Consider the following 15033-nt stretch of genomic DNA (forward strand, 5'->3'; position numbering starts at 1 on the left):
GACCGAACTCGCTTTCCACGGCATCCACACCTCCCGCAGAACAAAAGCGGAAAGTGTAATCCATGTGTCCGGTACGTTTTGTCACCTATGTCTCGGGCCGCTCAGGTGGCCACATTGTCATAGCAAATCAGTGCGTTGCAAGGGTGGTGGGGCTTTGTGTCTCCATTCTGGCCCCCAATCTGTCCCCCAAGCGCCTTCTACATCGCTGGTAGAGGCAGGGTCGAAGTATCGGACAGAACGTGCACTCCCATCACTCGCCGTCGCACTTCCTCAGTAGCCCCCTGTGTAAGGGAGTAGGCGAACCTCCTCAGCTCTTGGATGCGGCGGTCGATCTCTCCGTCGAGGTTCGTGAAGACATGGGTTGCGGTGGTATGGCGGAACGCTTGTGACCAGCCCCTGACAGTCTTGTGCAGCAACACCATTGCCTGATGATAGCGCAGCACGTGCGATGTTGACTGTCCCGACGCCGCTAGCCTCATCTCCTTCTTCGCCTGGGCAACTAGTGCGTCGCACTTCCTCAAGAAAGCGGTGGTTGCGGCTGATGAGGGCTGTCGTGAGGTCCCCGAAACCCTGTAGCCGAGCACGTCAGTTCCGTCATGGATGTTGCCCTCATCGAACTTGCCGGACTGTCGAGCGGCGCGGTCGTTTTCGTCGTAGACATCCATACCAATCAAGGCCAATCGATCCCGCGCCGAAGCAAAAGCAGCCATGACCTTTGCTCTCGTGGGTCCCAGAATGATGAAGTCGTCGATGTACCGGACGCATACGATGCCTCGGCCGTTCATCTGCTCGTCAAAATCCCGGAGCGCGATGTTTGCGGCGAGTGCGGATAAGGCAGAGCCTTGGGCCACACCAAGGTCTGCATCGGGAAAAAGGACGAATTGATCGCGCTCCTCCAGCTCAGCCTTGTTGCTCAGGTTCGTCGCAAGCGCGATCTTGAAGAGTTCTGTGAATTCTTCATCCGCAACCGCATGGGACACGAACTCATTCACCCGTGCCAGGGGTATGCGAGTGAAGAAGTCTTTGATGTCTGATCTCACAAACCACGACTTGCCGCTACGAACGGCATGGTCGATCAACGACAGTCCATGAGGCACGCCGCGGCTCTTGACACCACCCACGCTCGTTCTTGTTTCCATGACCTGTTTCACGGCGGGCACGCCGGGCCATCTTTTTCGAGCCGGCGACGTATCAGAGCCAAAACCTTGCAGTACTTCAAGGATCGCTCGACGCACGATGCGATTGTCGATGGGGGCCATCACTAATGGACGAAAGCCCTTTCCCTTCCCCTTGGGGATGGTGATCCCTTTTTCCCCATCGAAGGCGAACGTGCTGTTGCGAAGGCGCTTGCTGATCTGTTCGACGTTGTTGAGCCAATTCTCGTCGTAACTCTTGATGGCACTAACAGTCGTTTCGCTAGGGGACAAAAGGCCGCTCTGCTTCACTGCCGCCCAAGATCGATGAAGCACCTCCCGCGACCTGAGCCTTTTGCAGAGATCATTGACCATCTAAGCGCCAGTGGTGTGAGGCCCTATCGGTTCGCCCGCCCTCGGCCAAGATCAAGTCCGATCCCCAAGGCTCCGAAGGCGCAGTGTGCATCCCTCGGGTGCGACCTGATCCGAAGTAGCAACTGCCACCCGGACCTCACCCCCTGAACAACCGACGCTCAGATCGAGCCCGGCCCCCAGAAGCGAGTGGATCGTTGCTGCGGAGCAGATCGCAGCGATAGCCGGCGCCAATCGCTTGGCACCTTTTTGCATGTCCTGGTCATTCGACGCGCTCCTTCGGGGTCCGCCTACCTTTTTGGCGGTGCCTGTCAAGAACTGCCCGCGACCCTCCACGCCGGCGGAGAAAGAAAAGCTGCCAACCGTCCGATAGGTCCCCGTAACAGTGAGGGCTACGGTCAGCTTCCAACCCGCCGAGAGCGAAGTCCGATCCCCAAGGCTCCGAAGGCGCAGTGTGCATCCCTCGGGTGCGACCTGATCCGAAGTAGCAACTGCCACCCGGACCTCACCCCCGGAACAACCGACGCTCAGATCGAGCCCGGCCCCCAAAAGCGAGTCGACAAGATGTTCGCCTTATAGGTGAGTCGGTTCCAAACCACAAGATGATGTGGCTATGTCCCAAGGCGTATCCCCACATTGTGTGGATGGTGCGCTTTTTGGACTTGCAAAAACACTGATGGACCGTGAGAGAGGCTTATACCCTGAGTCGCGCGGCCACCCGAGCAACTTGCGTGGCCGTCCACTCCCTTCCGCCGCGGGGCGTTGGAATGCGGCGCTGCGTAAGGGCCCGTGCCACTCCGCTGAGAGATGCCACTCCAGTTCGCGCAAGGTCGCGAATGATGTCCGCGAGGTCCTCCGCTCTACGGTTGGCGCGTGCGGTCTAAGCATCGCGCCCGGCCTTCCGTGCTGCGCGGGACAACCGCGCCTCGGTGCCCTCCCAACTGTCCGGCCAACCCATTCGTCCCGTCCCGTCGCGCCCGCCCACGACACTCTTCCATCGCCGATCGCCACGACATCGGATGCCAGGCGGCTGCAGGCAAATGGCGGCATCAAAAAACCCGGTCGCGATGCGGCAACCTGGCCGCAGTTTATTCCATCATTCAACCAGTACATGCGTCGTGGGAAAAGCCCCAAAGGTGCATGAGCGTCTCTCGCGCGCCTTCGGCCGCCACAACGCGTCGTGAAGTCGCGCCATGCAGAAACGCGCCTGTACACGGTGGCGTGACCTCCATAACTTCCGCGGCGCAATGTGAGGAGATGCGACGTGGCGAAGAAGACGGCGACCAGGAAGAAATCTGCTGCGAAGAAAGCAGCGAAGACCTCCAACAAGACAAGCGCCGTTCGCAAGGGCAAGGTCGCGAAGGCTGCAACCAAGCCGGTCAAGAAGGCCGCCGCGCGAAAATTGTCCGCACCGCGCCGCCCCAAGGGCCCGGCCTGGCAATGGTCGGCGGTCGAGACCGCAGCCGCAATCCGCTCCGGCGCCATCTCCGCGGTCGAGACCGTCGAGGCGCATCTCGAGCGGATGCGGGCCGTCAATCCGCGACTGAACGCGGTTGTCGTCGATCTCTCTGAGGAGGCGCTGGCCGCGGCGCATGCGGCCGACAAGCGGCGCGCGAAGGGCGGCGAGCTCGGCCTTCTGCACGGCCTACCGATCACGATCAAGGAGAACGTCGACTACGAGGGCCGTCCGAACTTCAATGGCGTCCCCGCCAACAAGGACCTCATCGCGCCGTCGGATTCGCCGGTGGTGCGCAACCTGAAGAAGGCTGGCGCGATCATCATCGGCCTCACCAACACGCCGGAATTCTCCTTCCGCGGCTTCACCGACAATCCCCTGCACGGGCTGACGCTCAATCCCTGGGATCCCAATATCACCTGCGGCGGCTCCTCGGGCGGTGCGGGTTCGGCGGTCGCCGCCGGCATAGGCACCATCGCGCACGGCAACGACATCGGCGGCTCGCTGCGCTGGCCGGCGCATTGCAACGGCGTTGCGACCATCAAGCCGACGCAGGGACGTATTCCGGCCTTCAACGCAAGCGCAACCGCCGAGCGGCCGATGCTGGCGCATCTGATGTCGGCGCAGGGGCCGCTCGCCCGCCACGTCGCCGACGTCAGGCTCGCGCTGGAGGTGATGAGCCAGCGCGATCCGCGCGATCCCTGGTGGGTACCGGCGCCGCTGGTCGGGCCGAAGCCGAAGGGGCCGATCAAGGTCGCGCTCGCCAGGATTCCTGAAGACATGGACGTCGATCCGCACGTCGCGGCGGCGTTGCGTCAGGCCGCCGATCACCTGGAGCGTTCCGGCTATCGCGTCAGCGAGGTCGATGTGCCCGACATCGACGGCGTCTGGCAGACCTGGTGCGACATCATCACCAACGAGACGATGGTGATGCAGGAGGCCGGCATGCTGAAGGTGACGTCGGAAGACTTCCACAAGGCGTGGGGCGGCATGAAAGCCAAGGCCAACGTGCTCGACCTCAAGGCCTGGATGCAGGCGACCGCCGCGCGCAACGGCCACATTCGCGCCTGGCAATTGTTCTTCGAGGAGTATCCGGTGGTGCTGGCACCGACCACGGTGAAGCCGACGCCTAGCCCGCGCGAGGACACTGTCAGCCCCGAGCGCGTGCGCGAGATTTTCTGGGGCGAGATCCGCTTCATCTCCGCGATCAACGTGCTGGGCCTGCCGGGCGCCGTGGTGCCGGTGACGCTGCACGATGGCCAGCCGATCGGCGTGCAGCTCATTGCCGGGCGCTATCGCGAGGATCTCGCGCTCGATGCAGCGGCCGCGATCGAGAAGCGCGCCGGCGTGCTCGCCCATCGGCTGTGGGAACAGATGGACTGATAGGGCAGCGAAGTTGTTTCCCTCTCCCCTTGTGGGAGAGGGTGGCTCGCCGCGCAGCGGCGAGACGGGTGAGGGGTCTCTCCCCGCTAACGCAAGCTTGGCCGTATGGATAGAGACCCCTCATCCGGCGCTTCGCGCCACCTTCTCCCACAAGGGGAGAAGGGAGTGCAGCGTGTTCGCTGCCGCCAACCGCAAAACTTCATTAATCCAATTTGACTTGAATTTTAGCCAATTCCCCAACAACCGTTAGGGTTACTTCCTCGATCTCTAGACGAATTATTGTCCGCTTTACCACCCGCCTCTAACAGAGGACGGCGGACAACGCACATGCCTCATACAGGCCAATAAGTGCGGCCCGCTCCACGCGGAGGTGGCACGATGCGCAACGAGACGATCGCTATTCACGCCGGCTACGAGCCCGAAGCCACCACGCACGCGGTTGCCGTGCCGATCTACCAGACCGCGGCCTACGCCTTCGACAGCGCCGATCACGGCGCGGCGCTCTTCAATCTCGAGACCGAAGGCTATCGCTACAGCCGCATCGCCAATCCGACCAGCGCGGTGCTGGAAAAGCGTATCGCGGAGCTCGAGGGCGGCGTCGGCGCGCTTGCGGTCGCGACCGGGCAGGCCGCGCTGCATTTCGCCTTCGTCAACGTCGCCGATCACGGCGGCAACATCGTTTCCGTGCCGCAGCTCTATGGCACCACGCATACGCTGCTCTCGCACATCCTGCCGCGGCAGGGCATCACCGGCCGCTTCGCCGAGAGCGACAAGCCCGAGGCAATCGAAAGGCTGATCGACGAGAACACCCGCGCCGTGTTCGCCGAAACCATCGGCAATCCCGCCGGCAATGTCTGCGACATCGAAGCACTGGCGAAGGTCGCCCACGCCCACGGCGTGCCGCTGATCGTCGACAATACCGTTGCAACGCCCATCCTGCTCAAGCCGTTCGATTACGGCGCCGACATCGCCGTGCATTCGCTGACCAAGTTTCTGGGCGGTCACGGCACCACGCTCGGCGGCGCCATCGTCGACTCCGGAAATTTCCCCTGGGCCAAGCACGCCGACCGCTTCCCCGGTTACAACAAGCCGGATGCCTCCTATCACGGCCTCGTCTATGCCGAGCGCTTCGGCCGCACAGCCTATATCGAGCGCGCGCGCAGCATCTATCAGCGCACCATGGGTTCGGTGCTGTCGCCGTTCAACGCCTTCCTGCTGCTCCAGGGCATCGAAACCGTCGCGCTGCGCATGGAGCGCCACTGCGAAAACGCCCGCAAGGTCGCCGAATTCCTGCGCAAGGATCCGCGCGTGGCCTGGGTCAACTACACCGGCTTCCCGGACAGTCCCTATTATCCGCTGGTGCAGAAATATCTCGACGGCAACGCCTCGTCGCTGTTCACCTTCGGCATCAAGGGCGGCATGGAAGCCGGCAAGTCCTTCTACGATGCGCTGAAGCTGATCACGCGCCTCGTCAATATCGGCGATGCCAAGTCGCTGGCCTGCCATCCGGCCTCGACCACGCACCGGCAGATGTCGGCGGAGCAGCAGCGGGTCGCCGGCGTTTTGCCGGAAACGATCCGCTTGTCGATCGGCATCGAGCATTGCCAGGACATCATCGAGGACCTCGATCAGGCACTGGAAAAGGCCTGCCCGTCCGCGCGCCTCCAGGCCGCGGAGTAGGCGGCTGCGCCGATGACGATCCTGATCGACAGGGATCAAGCTATATCGAGCCCGGCGCTGGTGCCGGGAGCGGGCGATCTGGCGCGCGAGCCCGGCGGCACCGAGTTCACGATCGGGTTGATCAACAACATGCCGGATCCGGCACTGAAGGCGACCGAGCGGCAATTCATGAAGCTGCTGCAAGCCGCAGCAGGTCCGCGCCGCATCCGCTTTCACTGCTTCTCGCTGCCTTCGGTGAAGCGCTCGCCGGAAGCGAGATGGCATGTCGAGAGCGAATACTCGGAACTCACCGAGCTCAGACGCCACAGGTTCGACGGCCTGATCGTGACCGGCGCCGAGCCGATCGCGCCTGAGCTCGACCAGGAACCGTATTGGCGCGATCTCACCGAGCTGATCGACTGGGCCAAGGTCAACACGCGCTCGACGATCTGGTCGTGCCTCGCTGCGCATGCCGCGGTGCTGCATCTCGACCGCATCGAACGGCGGCCGCTGCCGGCCAAATGTCACGGCATTTTCGACTGCGAAGCCGTGACCAGGGATCCGCTGACGCGGGCCGCGCCCGCTCCCCTCAAGGTCTCGCATTCGCGTCTCAACGAGATCGCCGAGAGCGACCTCGTTGAGGCCGGCTACCAGGTGCTGACGCGTTCGGCAAAGGCCGGCGTCGATACCTTCGTCCGCCAATATGTCAGCCGATTCGTGTTCTTCCAGGGCCATCCGGAATATGACGCGCTGTCGCTTCAGCGTGAATATCTGCGCGACATCGGCCGTTATCTCGCGCGTGAGCGCGACAATTATCCGCATCTGCCCGTGAGCTATTTTGACGCTTCGACCGAAGAGAAGCTGGTCCGCTTCGAGAAACAGGCAAGGCACCAGCGCCACCCCGCGCTCAGCAACGAGCTGCCCGCGCTGAATTTGCGTGCCGATATTGCCGCGGGCAGCGCCGCGGCGGCATTGTTCCGGAACTGGCTGCAATATCTCGGCGCGGGGACCGACGCGTCGGTGCTTGCACGTTAGGTCGGGACGACGGCATCGACGTTAGGACTAACGAAGTGTGTAGCTTGCCTCGAGCGGCGCACGAATGCTTCAGTGACGGCGGGGCAGACAGGAAATGCGAGTCGTGTGGTCGGCACTCCAGGGACGCGTGAGCAATCGGCTGGCCCGGCACTTTCGTGCCGCGCCGCACCGTCTGCCCGCGCATGCGCCCATGGTGAGCTTCACCTTCGACGATGCCCCCGATAGCGCCGCAGGCGAGGGCGCCGAGCTTCTGGAGCAGCATGGCGGCCGCGGTACCTTCTATCTCGCGGGCAGCCTGGTCGATCGTCCCTCGGACCATTGGCACGGCCTGTCGAACGACGCCATCGTGCGGCTTCACCGGGCCGGGCACGAGATTGCGTGCCACACCTTCTCGCACCAGAGTGCGGTCAATCTCGACGAGACCGCCATGGCCCGCGAGATCGAGCGAAACCGCAGCCATTTTCGCGGCATCGATTCCTCGATCACGCTCGAAAATTTTGCTTACCCCTATGGCATCGCGTCGGTGTGGCGCAAGCCGCAGCTCGCCAAGACCTTCCGCTCGGCGCGCGGCATCCTTCCCGGCGTCAATCGCGACGTCATCGATCTCCAGTTCCTGCGGGCCTCGCCCCTGGTCGATCGCGAGATCAATACGACGGGTGTCGATGGCTATTTCGACGAGGCGGTCGAGAGCGGCGGATGGCTGATCTTCTACGGTCATGACGTCGCCAACGCGCCGAGCCCGTATGGCTGCACGCCGGACCTGATGCGCCATGCGCTGCAGGCCGCCGCGAGGCGCGACATGCCGATCGTGACGGTCGCGGAAGCGCTGCGGAGGATCGGGGCGTAAGAAAGTTTTCTTCCCACGAAGGGTGGAAGGCGGCGTCCTGCGGAGCAAACAGCCTTGCCACGCCTGCGCGGTCATGCGACTGGCCTTGTGACGAATCTCACGGCCTCACCCCGACATGCCCATGTCCTCTCCTTCCACCGCTCCGCTGCCTGCGCCGGCCCAGGGCCGCGATGCGCTGTCGGTGCTGCGTTCGGTGTTCGGCCTGCCCGGGTTCCGCGGCGCGCAGGGCGAGATCATCCGGCACGTCACCGGCGGCGGCAATTGCCTGGTGTTGATGCCGACCGGCGGCGGCAAGTCGCTGTGCTATCAATTGCCGGCGCTGCTGCGCGAAGGCTGCGGTGTCGTGGTGTCGCCCTTGATTGCGCTGATGCGCGACCAGGTCGCCGCCATGCTCGAAGCCGGGGTCAACGCGGCCGCGCTGAACTCGTCGCTGACCCCGCAGGAAGCCTCCGACATCGAGCGGCGCCTGATCGTGGGTGATCTCGACCTGCTCTATGTCGCGCCGGAACGGCTGCTGACGCCGCGCTGCCTGGCGCTGCTGGCGCGGGCGAAGGTGGCGCTGTTCGCGATCGACGAGGCGCATTGCGTCTCGCAATGGGGCCATGATTTCCGCCCCGAATATGTCGGCCTGTCGATCATCGCCGAGCGCTTTCCCGACGTGCCGCGCATCGCGCTGACCGCGACTGCCGACGAATTGACCCGCAAGGAGATCGTCGAGCGGCTTCAGCTTGCAGACAGTCCGCACTTCGTCTCCAGCTTCGACCGTCCCAACATCCGTTACGAGATCGTCGACAAGCGCAACGCGGTGTCGCAGCTCAAGGATTTCATCCGGGAGCGTCACGCAGGTGATGCGGGCGTCGTTTATTGTCTCTCCCGCAAACGGGTCGAGGAGGTCGCCGCGGCGCTCGACGACGCCGGCATTGCCGCATTGCCCTATCACGCCGGGCTCGACAGCAGCGTGCGCTCGCGCAACCAGGACCGCTTCCTCAACGAGGACGGCATCGTCATCGTCGCGACCATTGCCTTCGGCATGGGCATCGACAAGCCGGACGTGCGCTTCGTCGCGCATCTCGATCTACCCAAGAGCATCGAGGCCTATTACCAGGAGACAGGACGCGCCGGCCGCGACGGCAAGCCGTCGGCGGCCTGGATGGCCTACGGTCTCTCGGACATCGTGCAGCAGCGCCGCATGATCGACGAGTCAAGCGGCTCCGACGAATTCAAGCGGGTCTCGATTGGCAAGCTCGATGCGCTCGTTGGCCTCGCCGAAACGCCGCACTGCCGGCGCCGGCGGCTGCTCGCCTATTTCGGCGAGATCGTGATGGGCGAGGGCTGCGGCAATTGCGACAATTGCCTGACGCCGCCGAAAATGCGCGACGGCAGGGTGCTGGCGCAAAAACTGCTATCCTGTGCCTATCGCACCGGGCAGCGTTTCGGCGCGATGCACCTCATCGACGTGCTGATCGGACGCCTGACCGAGAAGGTGACGCAGTTCGGTCACGACAAGCTCACCGTTTTCGGCATCGGACGCGAGCTCAACGAGAAGCAGTGGCGTACGGTGCTGCGGCAGCTCGTGGCGATGGGACATTTGCTGAGTGACAGCGAATCGTTCGGCGCGCTGAAGCTGACGGATTCGTCGCGCGGCGTGCTGCGGGGCGAAACGGAAGTGTGGCTGCGCGAAGAGGCGCCCGGCGTCCGGATCCGTTCGAGCCGCGCCAAGTCCCGCCGCAGTGATCTGGCCCCGGCAGCCGACGCGCCGCAGGGCGATGTCGATCCTGAATTGCGCGCGCGGCTACGAGCGTGGCGCTCGGACATTGCCCGCGCACGTGGCGTGCCGGCCTACGTCGTGCTGCATGACGCCACCATCGACGGCATCGTTCGCGCATGGCCGACCACGCTGGACGAACTGCGCAATGTGCCCGGCATCGGAGACAAGAAGCTCGAGCATTACGGCAACGAGCTGCTGCAGATTGTCAGGACGCGGTAGGGCGCAGGCACACCTCCGCCGTCATCCCGGACAAGCGCAGCGAAGCGGAGCGCCGATCCGGGATCCATAGCCACGGGCCGTAGGAAAAGGCACGCTGACTGCCTCAGCGTGTTTCAACAATTGGCAGTCGGGGTAATCGGTCCTGGCTTTCGCCAGGACGACACTCGTCGGGAGGTGCGCGCCGCCTCACATCACCGACGCGCTAGCCGTTCCGGAACGCATATCCATAGCCGTTCAGCGCCGGCGCGCCGCCGAGATGGGCGTAGAGGATCTTTGCGCCCTTCTCGAAATAGCCCTTCTGCGTGAGATCGATCAGGCCCTGCATCGACTTGCCCTCGTAGACGGGGTCGGTGATCATGGCTTCGAGACGCGCGGTGAGGCGGATTGCCTCCTTGGTTTCTTCCGACGGCACGCCGTAGGCGGGATAAGCATAATCCTCGATCAGCACGACGTCGTCGGCGACGAGATCCTTGCCGAGCTCGACGAGCTTGGCCGTGTTCTGTGCGATCGAGAGCACCTGCGCCTTGGTCTGCGCCGGGGTGAAGGAGGCGTCGATGCCGATCACCTTTCGCGCGCGGCCATCGGCGGCGAAGCCGACCAGCATGCCGGCATGGGTCGAGCCGGTGACGGTGCAGACCACGATGTAGTCGAACTTGAAGCCGAGTTCGGCTTCCTGCTTGCGCACTTCCTCGGCGAAGCCGACATAGCCGAGGCCGCCGAATTTGTGCACGGAGGCGCCGGCGGGAATCGCATAGGGCTTGCCGCCCGCCGCCTTCACCTCCTCGATCGCGTCCTCCCAGCTCTTGCGGATGCCGATGTCGAAGCCGTCGTCGACCAGGCGCACGTCGGCGCCCATGATGCGCGACAGCATGATGTTGCCGACGCGGTCATAGACGGCGTCCTCGTGCGGCACCCAGGCCTCCTGCACCAGGCGGCACTTCATGCCGATCTTGGCCGCGACGGCCGCGATCATGCGGGTGTGGTTGGACTGCACGCCACCGATCGAGACCAGCGTGTCGGCGTTCGAGGCGATCGCGTCGGGGATGATGTATTCGAGCTTGCGCAGCTTGTTGCCGCCATAAGCGAGGCCGGAATTGCAGTCCTCGCGCTTGGCATAGACCTCGACATTGCCGCCGAGATGCTTTGACAGCCGCTCCAGCTTCTCGATGGGCGTCGGACCGAAGGTCAGCGGATAGCGCGCGAATTTTTCGAGCATCGTCAGGTCATCCCGATTGGCGTTAATGTCTGATAAAACGCTAGCATCGCTGTGTAAAAAGGTGCTTTCAAATACTGCGGCTCTGTTGCGCATGTTCTTGCAGAAAGTGCCATATAGCGTAGTCTTCCTTTCGCCGAAAACCCTAATTTCGGAAGCTTCTTCCATGTCCGTTCGTCTTGACCGTATCGACCTTAAGATGTTGCGATTGCTGCAAAATAACGGCCGGCTCAGCAACGCCGAGCTGGCCGAAACCGTCGCCATCAGTCCCGCCACCTGTCATCGCCGCACCCAACGCCTGTTCGAGCACGGCTTCATCGCCGCCGTGCGCGCCATGGTTGCGCCGAAGAAGGTCGCAAAGGGCACGCTGGTGATGGTCGGGGTCGTGCTCGACCGTTCGACGCCGGAGAGCTTTGCGATCTTCGAGCAGGCGATCACCAGGCTGAAATTCGTGCTCGACTGTCACCTCGTCGCCGGCGACTTCGACTATTTCCTCAAGATCCGCGTCGGCGACATGGAGGACTTCAACCGTATCCACGGCGAGCAACTGATCGCGCTGCCCGGCGTGCGCCAGACCCGCACCTTCTTCGTGATGAAGGAAGTCGTCGACAACGCGCCGCTGGAGTTTTGAGCGGAAGCTATTGATGCGCGTTCCGCATCATGGGAGATTCAGATGATGCAGACATTCCCCTTCCGCCACCTCAATCCGGCGGGGCCGGCCTATCGGCGCGGCTGGGTCGACGAAGCCGTGGCCGCGATCGAGGCCGACCAGTGCCGCACGGCCGACACGCATCTGATCCGGCTGATCGTGCCGGCGCTCGCTGGCATCGACATCTATCTGAAAGATGAGTCGACGCATCCGACCGGCAGCCTGAAGCACCGGCTCGCGCGCTCGCTCTTCCTTTACGCGCTCTGCAACGGCCACATCCGCGAAGGCACGCCTGTCGTCGAGGCCTCGTCGGGATCGACCGCAGTGTCGGAAGCCTATTTCGCGCAGATGATCGGCGTGCCCTTCTATGCCGTGATGCCGCGCACGACCTCGGCGGAGAAGATCGCCGCGATCGAGCATTACGGCGGTAACTGCCATCTGATCGACGACGGCCGCGCGCTGTATGCGGAGGCCGGCGCGCTGGCCGCACGGCTGGGCGGCCACTACATGGACCAGTTCACCTTCGCCGAGCGCGCCACCGACTGGCGCGGCAACAACAACATCGCTGAATCCATCTTCACGCAATTGCAGGGCGAGCCGCGCCCGCTGCCGGACTGGATCGTGATGGGTGCGGGCACCGGCGGCACCTCGGCCACCATCGGACGCTATTTGCGTTATCGCCAATACCCGACGCGGCTGTGCGTCGCCGATGTCGAGCATTCCGCTTTCTTCGACTGCTTCAGCTCGCAGGACCGCTCTCATGTTTGCGACCGCCCTTCGCTGATCGAAGGTGTCGGCCGGCCGCGCTGCGAGCCCTCCTTCGTGCCGGGCGTGGTCGACCGCATGATGAAGATCCCGGATGCGGCGACGATCGCGGCGATGAACGTACTGTCACGCCGGCTGCGTCGCGCGGTGGGGGGCTCTACGGGCACCAATTTCCTGGCGCTGTGCCGGCTCGCCTCGGAGATGCGAAAGGCGAATCAGACGGGATCGCTGGTGACGCTGATCTGCGATTCCGGCGAGCGCTACCGGCAGACCTATTATGAGCCCGCCTGGCTGAAAGCGCGCGGACTCGATCCAGCGCCGTTCGAGGCGGCCTTGTCGTCGTTCCTCGATACAGCGCAGCCACTGGGGCTTGAGTTCGAAGACGTAACGAATCCGCAGAACTTGCGAAATCCTGAGGCCTGATAGCTGGCGCCTCCCTGCCATTGCAAGATTGCACGGCCGTCACGGCAACTTCACTTGCCTTGCGAGCGCCTGCGGGCGAGTTTCGCGGCTTCTCAACGAGGAGACCTGCCGTGCGCCTTCCCATTCTCGACCCGAAAGACCTGAGTGCCGAACAGAAGCCGCTCTATGACGACATGCGAGCTGGCATCAAGGATCACTTCAAGGGCTTTGTGAACATGCGCGACGATGGCGCGCTGCTCGGGCCCTGGAATCCCTGGATCCGTGAGCCGCGCTTCGGCAAGCCGGTGTGGGAGCTGGTCAAGGCGATCGCGGCGAACCCGCTGCTGCCGGCGCCGGTGCGTGAGGTCGCGATCCTCGTCACCGGCTCGCATTTCCGCTCCGGCTACGAACTCTATGCGCATGTGCTGGTTGCCGAGCAGCGCGGCCTCTCCGACGAGAAGCTCGCGACCATCGTCGCCGGACAGCGGCCGGTCGATCTCACCAAGCAGGAAGCCGTCGCCTACGACGTGGCGTCCGCATTGGTCAGCGGCGGCGTGCTGCCGGAACTGACTTATCGGGCCGCGGTCAAGGAATTCGGCGAGCACGGTGCGGCCGAACTGTCCTATCTCGTCGGCGTTTACTGCATGGTGTCGGTCACGCTGAACACGTTCGACGTGCCGGTGCCGGACTGACCACACTGCCCCAGCTGCTGGACTGGACGGAAGCGTCACGGTACCCTGCCGCCGCCATGGCGATGCATTCGCCGGTCACGATCGAAGTGCAATGAAGAGGGAACGACAGCCATGGACACGTCACGCCGCATCCTGCTCGCCGGACTGGCGGGACTCGCCGTTGCGCCGACCGCCGCTGGAGCCGCGCCCTCGACCGCGGCCGATGATGTGACGGTCGCCGAAGAGCGCTTTGCGCGCATGATCGCAGCTGCGCATGCGCCCGAAATCACCTGCGCGCGACAGGCCGAGCGTTATGCGGATGCGCATTGGCCAAACTACGTCGCGGCGGCGCGTTCCGTCATCGGGGCAAGAGCGTGAGGCATTCTCTTTCCTCTCCCGTTGCGGGAGACGGCAAGACGAGGTGCTTCACGTCCCCACCGCCCGCCTGACCTGCTCACCGATCTGCGACAGCACGAGCTGCGCCTGCGGCAGAATTGCGCCCATGGCTTGGAAATTGTGGACCATGCCCTCGTGGCAGACGTGCTCGACCGTGACGCCCGCAGCGAGCAGCTTGCGCGCATAGGCATTGCCCTCGTCGCGCATCGGGTCGTACTCGGCGGTGTGGATGATGGCGGTCGGCAGGCCCGCAAGCCGTGTCGCGCGCAAGGGCGAGATGCGGGGATCGGCAGTATCCAGGGCCTCGGGCAGATAGTCGGCGAGATCGGCTTCGATCGTGACGCGGTCGATCAGGTGGCCTTCGGCGAACGCCTTGCGCGAAGGCGAGGCCTCCTCGAAATCCAGCACCGGGCAGATCAGGCATTGCGCGACGATGGAAAGACCAGCTGTCTGCGCCGCCTCCTGACACACGATCGCAGCGAGCGTTGCACCGGCGGAATCGCCGCCGAGCACCAGACGCCCGGCGTCGATGCCGAGCGATGCGGCCTCGCGCGCCACCCATTCGGTGGCAGCAATCGCATCGTCCACGGCGGCGGGGAATTTGTGCTCTGGCGCCAGCCGGTAATCGACCGAGACGAGGCGGCAACCGGTCGCATGTGCCAACGCCGCCGCGATGCGGTCATGCGTGGCGATGCTGCCGGCAACGAGCCCGCCGCCGTGAAAGAACACGAAGCCGGGCGCGCGATCATCGGCGCCTGCGGGTGAATAGAGACGATAGGGCAGCGCGCCGCCGGGACCAGGCAGCACGCCGTCGGACGTCGTCACGTCAGGCGCATCGGCGCGCGCAAACTGCATCAGCTTTGCCAATGATTGCCGCCGTGCTTCCACGCTCGGCCGGCTCCGTGCCTGCGGCGCAGCCGCAGCCATCATGGTCAACAAGCGCTTTGCGAGCGGATCGAGCGGCATGGTGCTTCCTTTCCCCTCACGGGAGGGTAACTCACCATTTTCCCGCAGGGAATCATTTAGAAATTGCGCCCAATAGTGGCGCTATAATGCGGCACCACG

The 15033-nt window shown here is 63.9% G+C and carries 12 protein-coding genes; 9 read left to right on the forward strand and 3 right to left on the reverse strand.

Annotation, left to right across the window (positions count from 1 at the left end; translation table 11 throughout):
• Window positions 1-197: 197 nt before the first annotated feature.
• Window positions 198-1508 (reverse strand): reverse transcriptase domain-containing protein, encoded by a 1311-nt coding sequence (locus ACFQX9_RS26450; protein WP_204512811.1) that lies wholly within the window; start codon window positions 1506-1508, stop codon window positions 198-200.
• 1261 nt (window positions 1509-2769) lie between these two features.
• Here ACFQX9_RS26450 and ACFQX9_RS26455 point away from each other — a divergent pair.
• The 5 genes from ACFQX9_RS26455 (at window position 2770) to recQ (ending at window position 9872) form a co-directional block, all read left to right on the forward strand.
• Window positions 2770-4344, forward strand: a complete 1575-nt coding sequence (locus tag ACFQX9_RS26455) for an amidase family protein (RefSeq protein ID WP_377791062.1) — start codon at window positions 2770-2772, stop codon at window positions 4342-4344.
• 378 nt (window positions 4345-4722) lie between these two features.
• Entirely contained in the window at window positions 4723-6024 is a 1302-nt protein-coding gene (locus ACFQX9_RS26460; RefSeq protein WP_085348411.1) for an O-acetylhomoserine aminocarboxypropyltransferase/cysteine synthase family protein, read from the forward strand.
• A gap of 12 nt (window positions 6025-6036) precedes the next feature.
• Entirely contained in the window at window positions 6037-7038 is a 1002-nt protein-coding gene (locus ACFQX9_RS26465) for a homoserine O-succinyltransferase (RefSeq protein WP_085348410.1), read from the forward strand.
• A 103-nt stretch (window positions 7039-7141) separates the two neighbouring features.
• A complete protein-coding gene (locus ACFQX9_RS26470) occupies window positions 7142-7885 on the forward strand; it encodes a polysaccharide deacetylase family protein (RefSeq protein WP_026232410.1) in 744 nt (247 codons plus the stop codon).
• Window positions 7886-8006: 121 nt separating this feature from the next.
• The gene (recQ, locus tag ACFQX9_RS26475) at window positions 8007-9872 is read left to right on the forward strand and encodes a DNA helicase RecQ (RefSeq protein ID WP_085348409.1); all 1866 of its coding nucleotides are present in this window, start codon (window positions 8007-8009) and stop codon (window positions 9870-9872) included.
• Between the two features lie 202 nt (window positions 9873-10074).
• Here recQ and ACFQX9_RS26480 read toward each other — a convergent pair whose 3' ends face one another.
• The gene (locus tag ACFQX9_RS26480; RefSeq protein ID WP_085348408.1) at window positions 10075-11088 is read right to left on the reverse strand and encodes a 1-aminocyclopropane-1-carboxylate deaminase; all 1014 of its coding nucleotides are present in this window, start codon (window positions 11086-11088) and stop codon (window positions 10075-10077) included.
• 163 nt (window positions 11089-11251) lie between these two features.
• Between ACFQX9_RS26480 and ACFQX9_RS26485 the strand changes: the two genes are divergently transcribed.
• The 4 genes from ACFQX9_RS26485 to ACFQX9_RS26500 all read left to right on the forward strand — a co-directional run bounded on the left by ACFQX9_RS26485 (window position 11252) and on the right by ACFQX9_RS26500 (window position 13950).
• On the forward strand, window positions 11252-11716 hold the full coding sequence (locus tag ACFQX9_RS26485; protein WP_085348407.1) for an Lrp/AsnC family transcriptional regulator: 465 nt from the start codon (window positions 11252-11254) through the stop codon (window positions 11714-11716).
• 45 nt (window positions 11717-11761) lie between these two features.
• Window positions 11762-12922, forward strand: a complete 1161-nt coding sequence (locus ACFQX9_RS26490) for a PLP-dependent cysteine synthase family protein (RefSeq protein WP_085348413.1) — start codon at window positions 11762-11764, stop codon at window positions 12920-12922.
• A 110-nt stretch (window positions 12923-13032) separates the two neighbouring features.
• Window positions 13033-13593 (forward strand): carboxymuconolactone decarboxylase family protein, encoded by a 561-nt coding sequence (locus ACFQX9_RS26495; RefSeq protein ID WP_027568030.1) that lies wholly within the window; start codon window positions 13033-13035, stop codon window positions 13591-13593.
• A gap of 111 nt (window positions 13594-13704) precedes the next feature.
• Window positions 13705-13950 carry a hypothetical protein gene (locus tag ACFQX9_RS26500; protein WP_018452876.1) on the forward strand — a complete coding sequence of 82 codons (246 nt, stop codon included), beginning with the start codon at window positions 13705-13707 and terminating at the stop codon, window positions 13948-13950.
• A gap of 48 nt (window positions 13951-13998) precedes the next feature.
• Here ACFQX9_RS26500 and ACFQX9_RS26505 read toward each other — a convergent pair whose 3' ends face one another.
• Window positions 13999-14934 carry an alpha/beta hydrolase gene (locus tag ACFQX9_RS26505; RefSeq protein WP_085357847.1) on the reverse strand — a complete coding sequence of 312 codons (936 nt, stop codon included), beginning with the start codon at window positions 14932-14934 and terminating at the stop codon, window positions 13999-14001.
• Between the last annotated feature and the right edge of the window lie 99 nt (window positions 14935-15033).

Origin of the sequence: Bradyrhizobium sp. GCM10028915, from assembly GCF_042666195.1 — a bacterium.
Lineage (GTDB): Bacteria > Pseudomonadota > Alphaproteobacteria > Rhizobiales > Xanthobacteraceae > Bradyrhizobium > Bradyrhizobium canariense_D.